The 15,218-nt window shown below is 45.0% G+C and carries 14 protein-coding genes, 1 rRNA gene and 1 other RNA gene; 14 read left to right on the top strand and 2 right to left on the bottom strand.

Annotation, left to right across the window (positions count from 1 at the left end; genetic code table 11):
* Positions 1-243 precede the first annotated feature (243 nt).
* On the top strand, positions 244-1,695 hold the full coding sequence (gene aldA / locus GLV98_RS14240; RefSeq protein WP_160916385.1) for an aldehyde dehydrogenase: 1,452 nt from the start codon (positions 244-246) through the stop codon (positions 1,693-1,695).
* A 36-nt stretch (positions 1,696-1,731) separates the two neighbouring features.
* Here the strand turns inward: aldA and queF are convergent, their stop codons facing one another.
* A complete protein-coding gene (gene queF / locus GLV98_RS14235; RefSeq protein ID WP_160916383.1) occupies positions 1,732-2,226 on the bottom strand; it encodes a preQ(1) synthase in 495 nt (164 codons plus the stop codon).
* A gap of 367 nt (positions 2,227-2,593) precedes the next feature.
* On the opposite strand from queF, the gene acsA reads away from it, so the two are divergent.
* The 5 genes from acsA (at position 2,594) to GLV98_RS14210 (ending at position 9,058) form a co-directional block, all read left to right on the top strand.
* Positions 2,594-4,303 carry an acetate--CoA ligase gene (gene acsA / locus GLV98_RS14230; RefSeq protein WP_160916381.1) on the top strand — a complete coding sequence of 570 codons (1,710 nt, stop codon included), beginning with the start codon at positions 2,594-2,596 and terminating at the stop codon, positions 4,301-4,303.
* Between the two features lie 161 nt (positions 4,304-4,464).
* On the top strand, positions 4,465-5,772 hold the full coding sequence (locus GLV98_RS14225) for a purine/pyrimidine permease (RefSeq protein ID WP_237417148.1): 1,308 nt from the start codon (positions 4,465-4,467) through the stop codon (positions 5,770-5,772).
* Positions 5,773-5,802: 30 nt separating this feature from the next.
* Positions 5,803-7,122, top strand: a complete 1,320-nt coding sequence (locus GLV98_RS14220) for a lysine N(6)-hydroxylase/L-ornithine N(5)-oxygenase family protein (protein WP_160916377.1) — start codon at positions 5,803-5,805, stop codon at positions 7,120-7,122.
* Between the two features lie 94 nt (positions 7,123-7,216).
* Complete coding sequence (locus GLV98_RS14215; RefSeq protein ID WP_160916375.1) at positions 7,217-7,729, top strand: type 1 glutamine amidotransferase domain-containing protein; 513 nt, start codon at positions 7,217-7,219, stop codon at positions 7,727-7,729.
* Between the two features lie 561 nt (positions 7,730-8,290).
* Positions 8,291-9,058: a DUF3891 family protein gene (locus GLV98_RS14210; protein ID WP_160916372.1), complete on the top strand. Its 768-nt coding sequence runs from the start codon at positions 8,291-8,293 to the stop codon at positions 9,056-9,058.
* A 72-nt stretch (positions 9,059-9,130) separates the two neighbouring features.
* On the opposite strand, the gene GLV98_RS14205 is transcribed toward GLV98_RS14210, so the two are convergent.
* Positions 9,131-10,417 carry a glycoside hydrolase family 18 protein gene (locus GLV98_RS14205; RefSeq protein ID WP_160916370.1) on the bottom strand — a complete coding sequence of 429 codons (1,287 nt, stop codon included), beginning with the start codon at positions 10,415-10,417 and terminating at the stop codon, positions 9,131-9,133.
* 81 nt (positions 10,418-10,498) lie between these two features.
* Between GLV98_RS14205 and tadA the strand changes: the two genes are divergently transcribed.
* From tadA to GLV98_RS14165, 8 genes are all read left to right on the top strand, one after another.
* The gene (gene tadA, locus GLV98_RS14200) at positions 10,499-10,981 is read left to right on the top strand and encodes a tRNA adenosine(34) deaminase TadA (protein WP_160916368.1); all 483 of its coding nucleotides are present in this window, start codon (positions 10,499-10,501) and stop codon (positions 10,979-10,981) included.
* 50 nt (positions 10,982-11,031) lie between these two features.
* Positions 11,032-11,297: signal recognition particle sRNA large type (ffs, locus tag GLV98_RS14195), an RNA gene on the top strand.
* Between the two features lie 135 nt (positions 11,298-11,432).
* Positions 11,433-13,160: a DNA polymerase III subunit gamma/tau gene (dnaX, locus tag GLV98_RS14190; protein ID WP_160916366.1), complete on the top strand. Its 1,728-nt coding sequence runs from the start codon at positions 11,433-11,435 to the stop codon at positions 13,158-13,160.
* Between the two features lie 25 nt (positions 13,161-13,185).
* On the top strand, positions 13,186-13,503 hold the full coding sequence (locus tag GLV98_RS14185) for a YbaB/EbfC family nucleoid-associated protein (RefSeq protein WP_160916363.1): 318 nt from the start codon (positions 13,186-13,188) through the stop codon (positions 13,501-13,503).
* An 11-nt stretch (positions 13,504-13,514) separates the two neighbouring features.
* Entirely contained in the window at positions 13,515-14,111 is a 597-nt protein-coding gene (recR, locus tag GLV98_RS14180; protein ID WP_160916361.1) for a recombination mediator RecR, read from the top strand.
* A gap of 15 nt (positions 14,112-14,126) precedes the next feature.
* Entirely contained in the window at positions 14,127-14,342 is a 216-nt protein-coding gene (locus tag GLV98_RS14175; protein WP_160916359.1) for a YaaL family protein, read from the top strand.
* A 71-nt stretch (positions 14,343-14,413) separates the two neighbouring features.
* A complete protein-coding gene (locus tag GLV98_RS14170; RefSeq protein ID WP_160916357.1) occupies positions 14,414-14,677 on the top strand; it encodes a pro-sigmaK processing inhibitor BofA family protein in 264 nt (87 codons plus the stop codon).
* Between the two features lie 445 nt (positions 14,678-15,122).
* Positions 15,123-15,218, top strand: a 16S ribosomal RNA gene (locus GLV98_RS14165); the annotation flags it as partial.

Raw genomic sequence — 15,218 nt, 5'->3', positions numbered from 1 at the left:
AAGGGGCGGAGGGGAATGGCAAGACTCCTGCGGGAAAAGAGTGCTTGGTGAGACCCCGCAAGGCGTTAGCCTGAGGAGGCTCACCGTGCTCCCGCGGAAAGCGAGTCATTCCCCTCCGCCCCACCCTCTCAACAAAAGTCTCGAAAGTCTTACATAATCCTGCCATATTGTTGAACACTGGTTTGTTTATTCTCTATCTCAGGGGGAATGAAAATGGTAAATCCCAACAGGAGGTCATTTTTCATGCAGCAACATAAACTTTACATTAACGGAGAATATACAGAATCAAACGGGTCTGAATGGATTGATATTCTAAATCCGGCGACCGAAGAGGTCATTTCTCAAATACCTAAAGGCACGGAAGACGATGTGAATCGAGCGGTAAAAGCAGCATTTGAAGCTCAAAAAGGGTGGGAGCTTACGCCCAATATTGAACGAGGGAAAATTGTAAGGAAGCTTGGAGACCGTATAGAAGAAAACCGAGCCACTTTTATTGATCTATTACAAGAAGAGCAAGGAAAAGATTATGAGCTTGCCAGTGGAGAAGTGGACCTTGCGATCGATTATTTCCGATACATGTCTGAGTGGGCCCGTAGAATCGAAGGCGAAATTGTACCAAGTGACCGTAAAAATGAGAATATCTTCATTTATAAGAAACCGATCGGAGTAGTGGCGGGTATCGTACCTTGGAATTTCCCTGTGTTCATTTTGGCTCGTAAAGTAGCAACAGCCCTTGTAACAGGAAATACATTAGTATTGAAACCCAGTCAGCAAACACCGAATACAGCGATGGAATTTACAAAGATTGTTGATTCGATGGACGAGATTCCAAAAGGCGTTTATAACGTGGTGACAGGCACAGGGTCAGAAATCGGGAACACGCTAGCCTCTCATCCGAATGTACACATGGTATCCATGACGGGTAGCGTGCCAGCAGGTACAAAAGTGATGGAAGCCGCTGCACAAAATATAACGAAAGTGAACTTGGAGCTTGGAGGTAAGGCGCCTGCCATCGTTACCGCTAATGCGGACCTTGATGTTGCAGCTGAAAGTATTACAACTTCCCGTCTCGCTAACAATGGACAAGCCTGTACGAACGCTGAGCGTGTCTATGTTCATGAAAGTGTGGCGGATGAGCTGCTTGAGAAGTTACGTCACAAATTTGAATCACTGACTATGGGAGATCCTCGTGAAAATAAGGAAGCGGATGTCGGCCCTCTTGTAAGTAAAGATCGTCTTGAAGAAGTAGAGAGCATGGTAAAAGAAGCGGTTGACGCAGGGGCGAAGGTTGAGATTGGAGGAGAACGTGGGGATTTAGACAAAGGTTATTTTTATAAACCGACCATCCTTACAAATGTAAACCATGATATGCAGATTATCCAGGAAGAGATCTTCGGTCCTGTCATACCCGTGACGACATTCAAGACATTGGATGAGGCGATTGAAAAAGGAAATGATACAGATTACGGATTATCCTCTTCTGTTTACACCGAAGACATGAATGAAGCCATGCGAGTCGTGAATGAACTGAAGTTCGGTGAAACGTTCGTTAATCGAGAAAACTTCGAAGCTGTCCAAGGCTATCATGCAGGAATGAGAAAATCAGGACTTGGCGGAGCGGACGGAAAACACGGAATGGAAGATTTTCTTGTTACACAAGTCGTTTATATGCAATATAAAGATGATAAACAATAAAAAGCAAAGAGCTGCGATCCTTGTCGCAGCTCTTTTTTATCTGTTATCAACTTTTTCAGGGTAAAGGTCGTGATTCATCAAGCGGTGATCCGCCATTTGTTCAAATTTCGTGCCTGGTTTTCCGTAATTGCAGTATGGATCGATGGAAATTCCCCCGCGTGGCGTGAATTTACCCCATACCTCGATATAACGAGGATTCATTAAATCAATCAAATCATTCATGATCGTGTTTACACTATCTTCATGAAAATCACCGTGGTTCCGGAAACTGAAGAGGTAGAGTTTGAGTGACTTACTTTCCACCATTTTCACGTCTGGAATGTAGCTGATATAGATGGTTGCAAAATCAGGTTGGCGCGTCTTCGGACAAAGGGTGGTGAATTCCGGACAGTTGAATTTAACGAAATAGTCACGGTTCGGATGTTGGTTATCAAACGTTTCGAGGACCTCCGGGTCATACTCGAAAGAATAGGAAGTTCCTTGATTACCAAGGAGAGATAAATCAAGTTCTTGATCGTTGCGTCCTGGCATGGGTCATGCTCCTTTTTGAATGTATTTCCAATAAAAAAGCCGCAGCGGCTAAGGGCTGCGGCTTATCAAAAGTCGTGGTCCTTAGTTTTTTATAGAGGGGTTGGCTAAGAAACCTCTACTATGAAGCTTTTATGCTCGTTTCATTATATAAATAGAGTAGAATGCTGTCAATTTACCTCGTTCCCTTGTCCTAATTCTGTAAATCTTTGGAGATAACACTTTAAATGTGAGTAGAAATCCCCTACAATAGAAGTAATTCATAAAATTTTCAGAAAAGTATGCAGTTCGTGGCTCTGAAAGGATCAGAGCTTTCTTCAGCCACAAAAGGAAAACGTTTACAAAACATTCTTATGAGGTGATGATGAATATGGACATGAAACCAATTCCAGCTCGATCAGGCAATCACAACATGGATAACTACAAAGAAGCGTATGAGAATTTCCAGTGGGAAGAAGTGAAAGAACAGTTCTCATGGAACGAGACAGGCAAAGTGAATATTGCCTATGAAGCTGTCGATCGCCATGCAGAAAACCCTGATAAGAAGGATCAGGCAGCTCTGATCTACTCTGCACCGGATAGAGAAGAGACTCTTACTTTTGAAGATTTGAAGTTGAAAAGTAATCAATTCGCGAATGTATTGAAAAAACACAATATAGAAAAAGGCGATCGTGTCTTTCTTTTCATGCCGAGAAGCCCGGAGTTTTATGCCGCCTTCCTTGGTATTCTTAAAGTAGGAGCGATTGCTGGACCGCTGTTTGAAGCATTTATGGAACAAGCCGTACGAGACCGCTTGGAGGACAGTGAAGCGACGATGCTCATTACGACTCCTGAATTGCTTGAGCGTGTGCCGGCAGATGAGCTTCCGAACTTGAAGCAAGTCGTGCTTGTCGGCGGCGATGCACCCGGCAACTACATTTCTTATGAAGAGGAAATGGAGAAAGCATCAGATGAATTTGATATCGAATGGGTGGACCTTGAAGACGGGATGCTCCTTCACTACACGTCTGGTTCAACAGGCAAGCCGAAAGGAGTTTACCACGTCCACAATGCCATGCTCCAACATTACCAAACAGGTAAATGGGTGCTGGACCTAAAAGAAGATGATGTGTACTGGTGTACAGCAGACCCAGGCTGGGTGACAGGGACAAGTTACGGAATCTTTGCTCCATGGTTAAATGGGGTGACGAATGTCATTCGTGGTGGACGATTCAGTCCTGATGATTGGTATGGAACGATTGCAGAGAAAAATGTTTCCGTCTGGTATTCCGCTCCGACAGCTTTCCGTAAACTGTTGAGTGCTGGGGAAGAAGTGGCTAAAAAACATGATCTATCTTCCCTTCGACACGTGTTAAGTGTAGGAGAACCGTTGAACCCTGAAGTCGTAACATGGGGTCTTTCAGCCTTCGACTTACGTATCCATGATACATGGTGGATGACGGAAACTGGCGGTATGTTGATTTGTAACTATCCTGCGATGGATATGCGCCCGGGATCCATGGGTAAACCGTTCCCTGGCATTGAAGCTGCCATTGTCGACAATGAAGGGAATGAACTCCCTGCCAATCAAATGGGGAACCTTGCGATCAAACAGGGATGGCCGTCCATGATGCGTGCCGTATGGAAGAACCCAGGGAAATATGAAAGTTATTTCTTGAATGGCTGGTACGTTTCCGGAGATAGTGCGTATCAAGACGAAGACGGTTATTTTTGGTTCCAGGGCCGTCTTGATGATGTCATCAACACTTCCGGTGAGCGTGTTGGACCATTTGAAGTGGAGAGTAAGTTGATCGAACACGAAGCAGTAGCGGAAGCGGGAGTCATCGGTAAACCGGACCCTGAACGCGGAGAAATCATTAAAGCGTTCATCACCCTCAGAGAAGGGCACGAACAATCCGATGAATTGCTCGAAGACATTCGTCAGTTCGTTAAAAAAGGGTTGAGTGCTCACGCCGCTCCAAGGGAGATCGAAATTAAGGATACGATTCCTAAAACGCGTAGTGGTAAAATCATGAGACGTCTCCTGAAGTCCTGGGAGCTTGGGTTACCGACTGGCGACACGTCTACTCTTGAAGAGTAATAGAAGAAAGCACAGCTCCTTTTGGGGCTGTGCTTTTCCTTTTTTATAAGACTTGTTTGACCGGTTGTTTCACGTGGAACGAGCAAGCGTGAGAACATATATTTTATGTATCCTATGGTAAGATATGGAGAGATATTACATAGATTGCAGGTGGCACAATGATGAAAGAAGGATCTACACGGTTTTTGGACGGCTCATTAGAGACCATTCAATGGTTCGTATTTCTGTTGGCGAGTGCGGTTGCCCTGCCCATTGTCATCGGTTCTATTTTTGAATTGAATTTCAATGAAGTGGCAGGCTTGATGCAACGGACATTCTTTGTCGTCGGCATCGCTTCCTTCCTACAAGGGGTGTTCGGGCACCGGCTTCCGATTATGGAAGGACCCGCCGGCCTTTGGATCAGCATTTTTGCTGTCATGGCATATAGTGGTTCCCAGTCGGGCGACAGCTATATGGAAACGTTACAAGTTCTCCAGGGGACGATGATATGGACAGGGATTTTTCTGTTCCTGTTTGGCGTTTTTCGTTTATCGCACCGGGTGCTTTTCGTGTTCACACCACTCGTTACGGGTGCTTTTTTATTTTTACTGACCGTTCAATTGAGCGGGACGTTTCTTCAAGGGATGTTAGGCATCCAGCAGTCGACAGAAGCCGTCGATGGAAAACAGGCACTTGTTGCTTTTGTTACGTTAGCGCTTGTGATCGGTTTATCGGTCATGGGAAAAGGTTGGTTGAAAAGTTTCGCTGTTTTGATTGGAATTGGTTTGGGATGGGTATTGTATGCCATAACTTTCAATGGAAATGCCAATGAAACGGGAGGAACCGCAGCTTTTTCATTGCCTGAAATTTTTGCGTGGGGCCCGCCTCAACTGACTTGGGGAACGCTCCCGTTAGGATTTATTACCGCTGTGATCTTATTGTCGAATCTGGTGGCATCCATTATTGCGGTCAGTCATACCGTTTATGGAAAACCACAGTATACATATGATCAGGTCAACAAAGGAAGCAGTTTTCTAGGGATTAACCACGGAATTACAGCCATTTTTTCAGCAGTGGCTAACGTTTCGCTTGCCTCATCTTCTGGTTTCATGCAATTGACGGGGCAAAAAAGGAAACGTCCTTTTTTATATGCTTCATTATTATTGGTGTTGTTTTCGTTTTTCCCGCCGGTGGTGGCGTTTATTTCTGGCATTCCCGCACCGGTAGCTAACGCAGCTTTGCTTGCAACCTTTGTCCAATTGATGGGACTTGGATTATCTAACATGACCAGTGAAACGCTGGATGAACGGAGGCTCACCATTTTAGGTCTGTCTTTCCTGCTGGGAATTGGACTCATGTTCCTTCCGCCAGAAGCCTTCAGTGGTGTTCCGGCGATTTTACAAAACTTACTGAGCAATGGATTGTTGGTCGGGACTGTACTTGTCATTGTTCTGGACCGGCTCTGGAAAGAATCAAACACGTCATCATAGGGAAAATTGATGGTATAAGGAAGTGATGGAATGGAAAATAAAATATATGATGTCATCGGGATCGGAATCGGCCCTTATAATTTAGGAATGGCCGCATTGCTTGATCAGACCGAAGATTTGGATGCTGTCTTTTTTGACAAGACCCCTGAGTTTGTCTGGCATCCAGGGATGCTTATAGAAACGATGGATCTACAAGTACCTTTTTTGGCGGACCTTGTCTCGTTCGCTGACCCGAAAAGCCCTTATACCTTTATGAATTATTTGCACGAGCACGACCGGATGTTCCCTTTTTTCTTCCATCGCCATTTTGAAATTCCGCGTCAAGAATACAATCACTACATGCAGTGGGTGGCCAAGCAATTGGAAGGTCTGTTTTTCGGCCATACCGTCGTTGATGTGATGGACCATAAAGAAGCGGATGCCCCCCATTATGAAGTGGTGGTCAAAGAAACGGCGACGGGTGAGGAAAAGTACTTCCAAGCCAAGCACATTGTCATGGGAACGGGTAGTGAACCGTTGATTTTGGATGGTATGGATCGGTTACCGAACGAAGATGTGATGCATACGAGTCGCTACCTTTTTGAAAAAGATCATTTACTGAAGGCAAAGCATGTGACCATTGTCGGCTCCGGTCAGAGCGCTTTAGAGGTTTTCCTTGATTTATTAGAAGAGCAGGACAGACAGTCGGATATGAAATTGAGCCTCTTCACAAGATCCGGAGGGCTCTTTCAATTGGACACGGCTAAGTTTGCTCAAGAAATGTTCACACCGGAATTCGTCGATTACTTTCATGCCTTGAGTCTCCAACAACGGAAGGATGCTCTCGATACGCTCGGACCGCTTCGGAAAGGAATTGATCCTGATACACTCACGAGGCTGTATTCGAAGCTTTACCATCGAACAGCCGGCATGCAGGATAGCCGTGTCCTTATTCAACCGATGACTGAAATTAAAGGCATTGAAGCGAAAGAGGACGGATATCACCTGCAGTGTAAACAGTGGCAGGAAGAAGTCGAGTACACGTATCCAACCGAAAAAGTGGTACTGGCCACAGGGTACAAACCTCATTTCCCTGACTGGTTCATGACCCGTTTCAAAGAAAAAATCGAATGGGAAGAGGAAGAGATGTATAAAGTATCACGCGATTATCAGCTCCTTTTCAACGATGATCGTGACCATCACTTCTTTACGTTGACCAACCTCGTCCACTCACACGGAGCAGGAGCTACGAATTTAGGATTGTCCGTACACCGGAATGTTCATATTATCAATACGATTGCAGGGAAGGAAGTGTACCGAAACCAATCGGATACAACCTTCCAGCAGTTTTCGATGAAAGACTTCCAATAACCATTAAGTGGAAATTAGGTTTAAAATCATCTCACGGGGGAAGATATCCTATGTGTTCAAATTCAACCCATACATTCAAGGAGATGATTGAGATATGAGTAAGATTGCTTGTGTCATGACGTCCATGTTTGAAGATGTAGAATATACACAACCCGCAGAAGCGTTCTCAAACGAAGGCCACGAAGTAACGACCATTGAATGGGAAGCAGGCAAAGAAGTGGAAGGAAAACAGGGAGAATCTTCCGTTAAAATTGATACATCCATTGATGATGTGAAACCGGAAGACTTTGATGCATTGTTTATCCCTGGTGGTTTTTCACCTGATATTTTGCGTGGTGATGAGAAATTCGTTTCCTTTGCGAAACATTTTATGGATGAAAAGAAACCTGTTTTCGCCATCTGCCATGGGCCACAATTATTGATCACGGCTAAAACTCTCGAAGGCCGCACAGCGACCGGGTTCAAATCTATTTCCGTCGATATGGAATATGCAGGCGTCAACTATGAGGATAAAGAAGTTGTCGTTTGTCAGAACCAACTGGTCACAAGTCGCCAGCCTGATGATATTCCAGCCTTCAACCGTGAAGCTTTAAAACTCTTGAAATAAATAGAAAGCAAGGCCATGAGGGAATTTCTCCCCCATGGCCTTTTTCTTCTTTTTAACAAACCTACTGGCTTGAATCACAAAAGCTCTAGACTGTGGAAGACTAAGTTTCGAGATTTTTGTTGAGTGGATGAGGGCTGCGGGGAATAGCTCGCTTCCGCGGGGCCCCACACGAGGTGGGGGCATTTGATGTTGGCACAGGACGTGCCGAACTTAATCGAACTTCCTCTGTTCTCTTGATCTTCCTCGAACTGCGCCTGTGAGGTCTCACCATGCATTTTTTACCCGCAGGACGTAGTCCGAGGAAGCTTGCCACTCCCCCGCAGGAAAGCGAGGAGCTTCCCAGCCACCCCTTACACTCAACTAGGCAACGAAGCCCGAAACATTTCGAAATTGAGTCTTCCACAATCCTTCCATATTATAGAAGAACGATTACCAAAACAGTACCAATTTTGTAACCTCCTATTGTAGAGAGGACGGGCAAGTTCCTATATAATGAAAGGAAGATCATAGATCGTTCTATATTACATACATGCATACGTATAGAAGGAGGAGGACAAAACGATGATTGTCATTGAAAAAGAACACCAGTTTCACCTGATTCCTCAGCATGAGCACGCCAAGATATCAGCCCAAATCGTCGCCCATTGGAAGAATAATTTTTTATTGCGCTCAAAATTGAGAGAAGAAGCGGATTGGGCGATACAGCAGCACGACAGAGCCTGGATTCCGCTGGATGATCATCCGGAATGGAATAAAGAAAAGGAGCGTCCTTATACGTTCGTCGATTATCCGTTAGAGAAAAAATTGCAGGCCTATCAGCGCGGGATCAAAGAGGTAGCCGACCGTTCCTTGTATGCTGGTATGCTCTGCAGTATGCATTACGCGTCTTTCTTTTCTAAGGATGACAAGGATCCGGCTGTACAAGCATTTTTAGCTGAAGAAAAAACACGTCAGCAGCATTTGTTCGAAGCGATGGAGATGGACATTCCTTATGATGTTTATGACCTTCATTTTCGCCGCTTGCAATTTTGTGACGATTTGTCCCTTTATGTATGCATGCAGGAACCTGGAATACCGAAAGAAGAAGAAGTTCCATGGTTTAAAAATGGATTCAGGCAGTCCTTTGATTTCGCTCCGGATGGCATGATCGCCCGTTGGGTAGATGAAGAGAAAGTTTCCGTTCACCCTTTTCCATTTGAAAAACCGTTCAGCGTAGAGGTTCCTTACCGACCAGTATCAAAAAGGGAAATAGAAGAAAAAGGTCTATCTCAAGCGTTTCATGATACAGAGGTTCAAACGCACGTCGTTACTTTTGTGAAAAAAGAATAGTCACTTACATTTCCGCAGGTGTAAGTGACTGTTTGAGGTTTTGTCTGATCGTTTGCAGGCAAGGATCTCTCTCTATTTCTTATCAATACTGAATTGCCCATCAAGCAACACCCAGTTCTGAGGAAAGGAAAGTCCCAGTTTCCAATAGCTGATGCCAAGAAGACCACGATTTTTAATCAAGTCGAACTTTTGTTGAATCGAGCGGGCATCTTCAAACCATACTTCGTGTTTCTTTCCGGCGTTATCAGTATAAGTGAAGTAAGGAGCTTGTTCTTCCTGATCATAGGAAATCGGGACATTGTTCTCTCTCGCAATTTGAATGGCTTGCTGTGGACTGATTGCCTTTGCAAACTCCCCACCTGGCTCATAAGGAAGAGTCCAGTCATAGCCATATAAATTTTGACCGAGAAGAATCTTTTCTGCTGGCATCTCAGTCAACGCATAATCGACCACTTCTGTGACAGGACCGATTGGAGATACGGCACGTGGAGGACCGCCGCTGTACCCCCATTCATAAGTCATTAATACAACGAAGTCTACAATTTCCCCATGGGCCTTGTAGTCATGGGCTTCGTACCAGGCTCCTTTTTGGTCGGCACTTGTTTTAGGAGCCAGGGCGGTGGAAATGAGTAGGCCTTCAGCGGCCAATCGCTGCTTTGCTTTTCTCAGAAACTGGTTATAGTTCTCTTTCATTTCAGGAGGGAGAAACTCCATATCAAAGTGGACGTCCTTAAACCCTACCTGCTTGGTCGTTTGTATGATGTTGTCGAGCAGTTTATCCTGCAAGGCTTCATCAGAAAGGATTTTCCTGCCTAATTCAGCATTGAATCCATCTTCCGCCAGGTTTGTAACGACCATCATAAGAGCCGTATCGTTCTGTTGAGCAATCTCTTTGAAATTATCAAGAGGTGGAGCTTTCAATGAAGCGTCTTCCTGAATCTCATAACTGAACGGAGCCAGGTAGGTTAGTGAACCCGCCCTGTTTTCAGCAGAAGCACGAAGCGTGTCAGAGACTTCTCCGCCGTAAGGCTCAATATAAGCATTCGCTGTAATAGGTCTTGGTGGCTCATCTGGAATGTAAAGACGCAAACCAACTGGAAGAGGGGCTCCGACTTGAAGGCCGTTTACCTGAGCAAGCTTTTCAGCAGTGGTATTGAACTTTTGAGCAATGGAATATAAGCTGTCCCCTTGCTGGACAAAATAAAATTGTCCGACAATCGGTATGACTAGAGCCTGACCGATGACAAGGTCCCCCGGGGTCTCCAGTTCATTTGCCTCGATAATGGCGTTTGGCGTACTATCGTAGAGACCAGCAATGGAGAATACCGAATCTCCTTCTTGAACGACGTGGATTTGCATATGGATTCGCTCCTTTCTCATCTTTAATAATGTATGAAAGAGGAAAACAGAATTATTCTTGAAAATCACAGGAGGAAGCTCATGTTTGCCGATGAACATTATATGAAACTTGCTTTAGAAGAAGCGGAAAAGGCTGAGGGGGAAGGGGAAGTTCCGATCGGGGCCGTCATTGTGAAAGATGGAGAAGTGATTGCGAAAGGGTACAATCAGAGGGAAACATCCCAGTTGGCTTCTTCCCACGCCGAATTCATCGCAATTGAAAGGGCGAACCAGCAAGTAGGAAGCTGGAGACTTGAGGAATGTACCTTGTATGTCACTTTAGAGCCCTGTCCAATGTGTGCAGGTGCGATCTTGCAATCGAGAATTCCAAGGGTGGTTTATGGTGCCAAGGATCCGAAAGCAGGTTGTGCAGGTACGCTTCTTAATCTATTAGACGACGATCGCTTCAATCATAAATCAGAAGTTCTTCCGGGTGTTATGGAAGAAACATGTGGAAAAATATTGACGGATTTTTTCCGGAAACTGCGCGAGCGTAAGAAAAATAAGCCATCGACTAATAATTAACAGTGTTTTATCATTGCATTTTTCTCGAAAACTCGCTATACTTGTTAATGCCGTGCTAAGCGGGGAGGTAGCGGTGCCCTGTACTCGCAATCCGCTATAGCGAGGCCGAATCCCCATCCAAGGTGGTGCGGCCTTAAGGTCTGCCTTATGTGAGTGGTGTTGACACCCAGGTCCTGCGCAACGGGAACCAGTGAATCCTGTCAGGTCCGGAAGGAAGCAGCAGTAAGCTGTCTCTCCCGTGTGCCGTGGGAGTGCCTGGGTCGAGCCACAACCATGAGTAACGCTTAGGGCCACATCATCGAAGATGGGTGCACGGCATTACATATGAAAACACAAGGAGCTGTTATGATCCGTTCATAGCAGCTCTTTTTTTATACCTATTTTCCAAGGTTCACATCACAACCTTGAATCAGGTATAATGAGGAAGAGACTATTAAGGGAGAACGGTTTTATGAGCTATCAGGCTTTATATCGCGTATGGCGCCCGCGGAATTTTGAAGGAGTCGTCGGACAAACGCATATTACACGGACACTGCAGAATGCGATTGAGCAGAATAAATTTTCGCATGCGTATTTATTCTCTGGACCGAGGGGGACAGGGAAAACGAGTGCTGCCAAAATTTTCGCAAAAGCCGTCAACTGCGAGCGTTCCCCTGTGAAGGAACCGTGTAATGAGTGTGATGCTTGCCTTGGTATTCAGGATGGATCGATCTCAGATGTCATTGAAATTGATGCCGCTTCAAACAATGGGGTCGAGCAAATCAGGGAAATCCGGGACAAGGTAAAATATGCTCCTAGTGCGGTGCCTTACAAAGTGTACATCATCGATGAGGTTCATATGCTCTCGATGGGAGCTTTCAACGCCTTATTGAAAACATTAGAAGAACCTCCAAAGCACGTCATATTCATACTTGCAACAACGGAGCCTCATAAAATTCCATTGACGATCATATCCAGGTGTCAACGGTTCGATTTTAAGCGGATTTCGCAAAAAGCGATGGTTGAACGAATGGAAAAAATCACATCAATAGAAGAAATCGCTATTGAAAGAGAAGCGTTGGAAATTGTAGCGCTCACAGCAGAAGGTGGAATGCGTGATGCCCTGAGTCTACTTGACCAGGCGATTTCCTACAGTGAAGATGAAGTGACGATAGAAGACGTTCTTGCGGTGACGGGATCTGTTTCTCAAAGTAAATTAACAGCGGTTTTGCAGTCGCTTCATAATCAGGATGCACGAGCAGCTCTTGAAGCGGTGGATGAATTGATTCAACAAGGAAAAGATCCTGGCCGCTTTGTTTTCGATTTGATCTATTATTTGAGGGATCTGCTTTTATTCCAAAGTGCACCAGACCTTGAGCATAATTTGGAAAGGGCGATTCCAGATGAAGCTTTCAAAAGCTTATCAGGCGAATTGTCTCCGGTTTGGATTCAGCAAGCGATCCGCGAACTAAACCGTTGCCAACAGGAAATGAAATGGACGACGAGCCCGAAAGTTTTCATAGAAATTGCCATGCTGAATATGGTGGAAGTTCAGGCGGGACCTGCCCAAGGACAGCCGGTCCAATCAGAAGCCGTAGATCAACTGGCAAGAAGAATTGAAGGCCTTGAAAAGGAGCTGGCAAGCCTGAAAGAAAAAGGGGTCAGTGCAACGCCACAACCACAGGCGGCGCCGAAAAAGCGAGCCCCTGCAAAATCCGGAAAAAAAGGGTATAATGTTCCCTATGAACGTATTCGCCAAGTGTTGAACGAAGCGTCCAAGGAAGACATCAAGAATGTTCAGGGACGCTGGGCGGACTTTATGGAAGCTTTGAAGCGGACGAACGCTCCAGCCCATGCGACGCTTTTGAACAGTAAGCCGAGAGCTGCCTCTTCGAAGGCGCTTGTGCTTGCTTTCCGGTATGATATCCATTGCTCATTGGCATCGGAACACCAGAAGACTATTGAGCCATTGCTGACGGAATTCATCGGGAAACCGCTGACGATCATTCCGATCCCCGAACAGAACTGGCAGGAAATCAGGGAAGAATACGTTCGGAAACAGAAACAATCATCTGACGGAGGGTCTGGAATAGAAGGAGAAGAAAGTGAAACGTCTCCATCCCAAGCGGGTGAAGAGGATCCTCTAGTTTCAGAAGCCCGGAAACTAGTCGGAGATGATTTAATAGAAGTCCAAGATTAACAGCTATTTAAAGGAGGAATGCTCCATGCGTGGTGGAGGAAACATGAATAACATGATGAAACAAATGCAAAAAATGCAGAAGAAAATGATGAAGGCTCAAGAAGAGCTTTATGAAATGACCTTCGAATCTTCTGCAGGTGGCGGTATGGTAAAGGTGACAGCCAACGGAAAGAAGGAAATCACCGACGTTGAGATTGACGAAGAAGTTGTCGATCCTGATGACGTAGAAATGCTGCAAGACTTGATCATTACAGCTACAAATGACGTATTGAAGCAAGTGGATGATAAAACGAATGATACTATGGGACAATTCACGAAAGGTATGCCTGGAGGAATGTTCTAGGAGGAATTTTCATGTATTACCCGGAACCTATATCAAAACTGATCGACAGTTTTACGAAACTGCCAGGAATCGGACCGAAGACGGCTGTTCGCCTGGCTTTTTTCGTTTTAGAAATGGAAGAGGATGATGTCCTCGATTTTGCCAAATCACTGGTCAACGCGAAAAGGGAACTTACTCATTGTTCCGTTTGCGGGCACATTACAGACCAGGATCCTTGCTCCATCTGTCAGGATGAATCGAGAGACCAAACGTTGATTTGTGTCGTTCAGGATCCAAAGGATGTCATCGCAATGGAAAAAATGAAAGAATTCAGGGGGAAATATCACGTGCTTCACGGCGCGATTTCGCCTATGGACGGCATCGGTCCGGAAGATATCAACGTAGCAAGCCTGATCAACCGGTTGAAAGACGAGGGAATTGAAGAATTGATTCTGGCAACAAACCCGAACATTGAAGGGGAAGCGACAGCCATGTATATTTCCCGTCTCGTAAAACCTTCCGGAATTCGCATGACGAGAATTGCTCATGGTCTTCCGGTTGGGGGCGACCTAGAATATGCAGACGAAGTGACCCTGTCCAAAGCTCTTGAAGGACGAAGAGAACTTTAGGAGGGGGGAGAAGATTTGTTTGGCAGAAAGAAAAAAGTGAAAAAAGAAATGGATCGAGAACTCCTCCTTCATATTAAAGAGTTGAAGCGGGAGTGGGAAACGTTAAACACGATCATTGAACAGAGCATCGAACCGAGCGACGACGGCTTGAATGACTTAGCGGTCGTCAAAGCGAAATATTTCTACCTATTAAGAGAAGCGAGATTCAGAGGAATCAATGCTTTGTCTTAATCGGTGTACTACCCTCTTGTTTACAAGCATAGACTGTTGATAGAACAGTTTCTTGGACAAGGGGGTTTTTTATGGATCCGGTACTCGTCATTCTTTTATTAGGACTGGCCATCCCGTTATTACTCATTATAGGCATGCCGGCCAAGCCGTTGAAGGTTGTAGGGCAGGTCATGACCAGGCTGATTGTAGCTGTCATTCTATTGTTTTTCGTGAACTTGTTCGGAGCCCAATTCGGGTTGCATGTTCCAATCAATGGTTTTACGGCAATCGTATCAGCTATCCTGGGGGTTCCTGGGGTATTGTCATTAACAGCTATTCATTTTTGGATTATTTAAAAGGGCGGAGTTTAAACTTCGCCCTTTTTATTTTGCGGAAAATCTTTCTTTAATTAGAACTTTCCTTATTATTTAACTTTCCTCCGGGATCCTAAAAACACCCTCTTTCAATGGAATAACTTATATAGAAAGACCAATCTATGAAAATATGTATCTTTTTTTGAAAAACCTATTGCGTCATTCTGAATGCCATGATATATTATTACTTGTCGCGTTAAGAGAGCGGCAAGCCGCAAATGGCTTAACAAAATAAATCATAAAAAGTTGTTGACGAAAACAACTGCACATGATATATTAATTAAGTCGCTGTTTTGAAGCGGCAAACAAAACATTTGATCTTTGAAAACTGAACGAACCAACCAGTACGTCAAAACATTTCTTCTTTTATAGAAGAGATTTGAAACGAAGCACATCCGGTGTGCAAATGAGCAAGTCAAACTTAACTTTTATGGAGAGTTTGATCCTGGCTCAGGACGAACGCTGGCGGCGTGCCTAATACATGCAAGTCGAGCGCGGGAAGCGAGTGGATCCCTTCGGGGTG

The organism is Halobacillus litoralis, assembly GCF_009856415.1.
Taxonomy (GTDB): Bacteria; Bacillota; Bacilli; order Bacillales; family Halobacillaceae; genus Halobacillus; species Halobacillus litoralis_C.
This window is presented reverse-complemented; position numbering and strand designations above follow the sequence as displayed.

Excerpts from the sequence above, each read along its gene's own strand:
- aldA (WP_160916385.1), top strand. The coding sequence starts at position 244 with ATGCAGCAACATAAACTTTACATTAACGGAGAATATACAGAATCAAAC.
- queF (WP_160916383.1), bottom strand. The coding sequence starts at position 2,226 with ATGCCAGGACGCAACGATCAAGAACTTGATTTATCTCTCCTTGGTAAT.
- acsA (WP_160916381.1), top strand. The coding sequence starts at position 2,594 with ATGGACATGAAACCAATTCCAGCTCGATCAGGCAATCACAACATGGAT.
- GLV98_RS14225 (WP_237417148.1), top strand. The coding sequence starts at position 4,465 with ATGAAAGAAGGATCTACACGGTTTTTGGACGGCTCATTAGAGACCATT.
- GLV98_RS14220 (WP_160916377.1), top strand. The coding sequence starts at position 5,803 with ATGGAAAATAAAATATATGATGTCATCGGGATCGGAATCGGCCCTTAT.
- GLV98_RS14215 (WP_160916375.1), top strand. The coding sequence starts at position 7,217 with ATGAGTAAGATTGCTTGTGTCATGACGTCCATGTTTGAAGATGTAGAA.
- GLV98_RS14210 (WP_160916372.1), top strand. The coding sequence starts at position 8,291 with ATGATTGTCATTGAAAAAGAACACCAGTTTCACCTGATTCCTCAGCAT.
- GLV98_RS14205 (WP_160916370.1), bottom strand. The coding sequence starts at position 10,417 with ATGCAAATCCACGTCGTTCAAGAAGGAGATTCGGTATTCTCCATTGCT.
- tadA (WP_160916368.1), top strand. The coding sequence starts at position 10,499 with ATGTTTGCCGATGAACATTATATGAAACTTGCTTTAGAAGAAGCGGAA.
- dnaX (WP_160916366.1), top strand. The coding sequence starts at position 11,433 with ATGAGCTATCAGGCTTTATATCGCGTATGGCGCCCGCGGAATTTTGAA.
- GLV98_RS14185 (WP_160916363.1), top strand. The coding sequence starts at position 13,186 with ATGCGTGGTGGAGGAAACATGAATAACATGATGAAACAAATGCAAAAA.
- recR (WP_160916361.1), top strand. The coding sequence starts at position 13,515 with ATGTATTACCCGGAACCTATATCAAAACTGATCGACAGTTTTACGAAA.
- GLV98_RS14170 (WP_160916357.1), top strand. The coding sequence starts at position 14,414 with ATGGATCCGGTACTCGTCATTCTTTTATTAGGACTGGCCATCCCGTTA.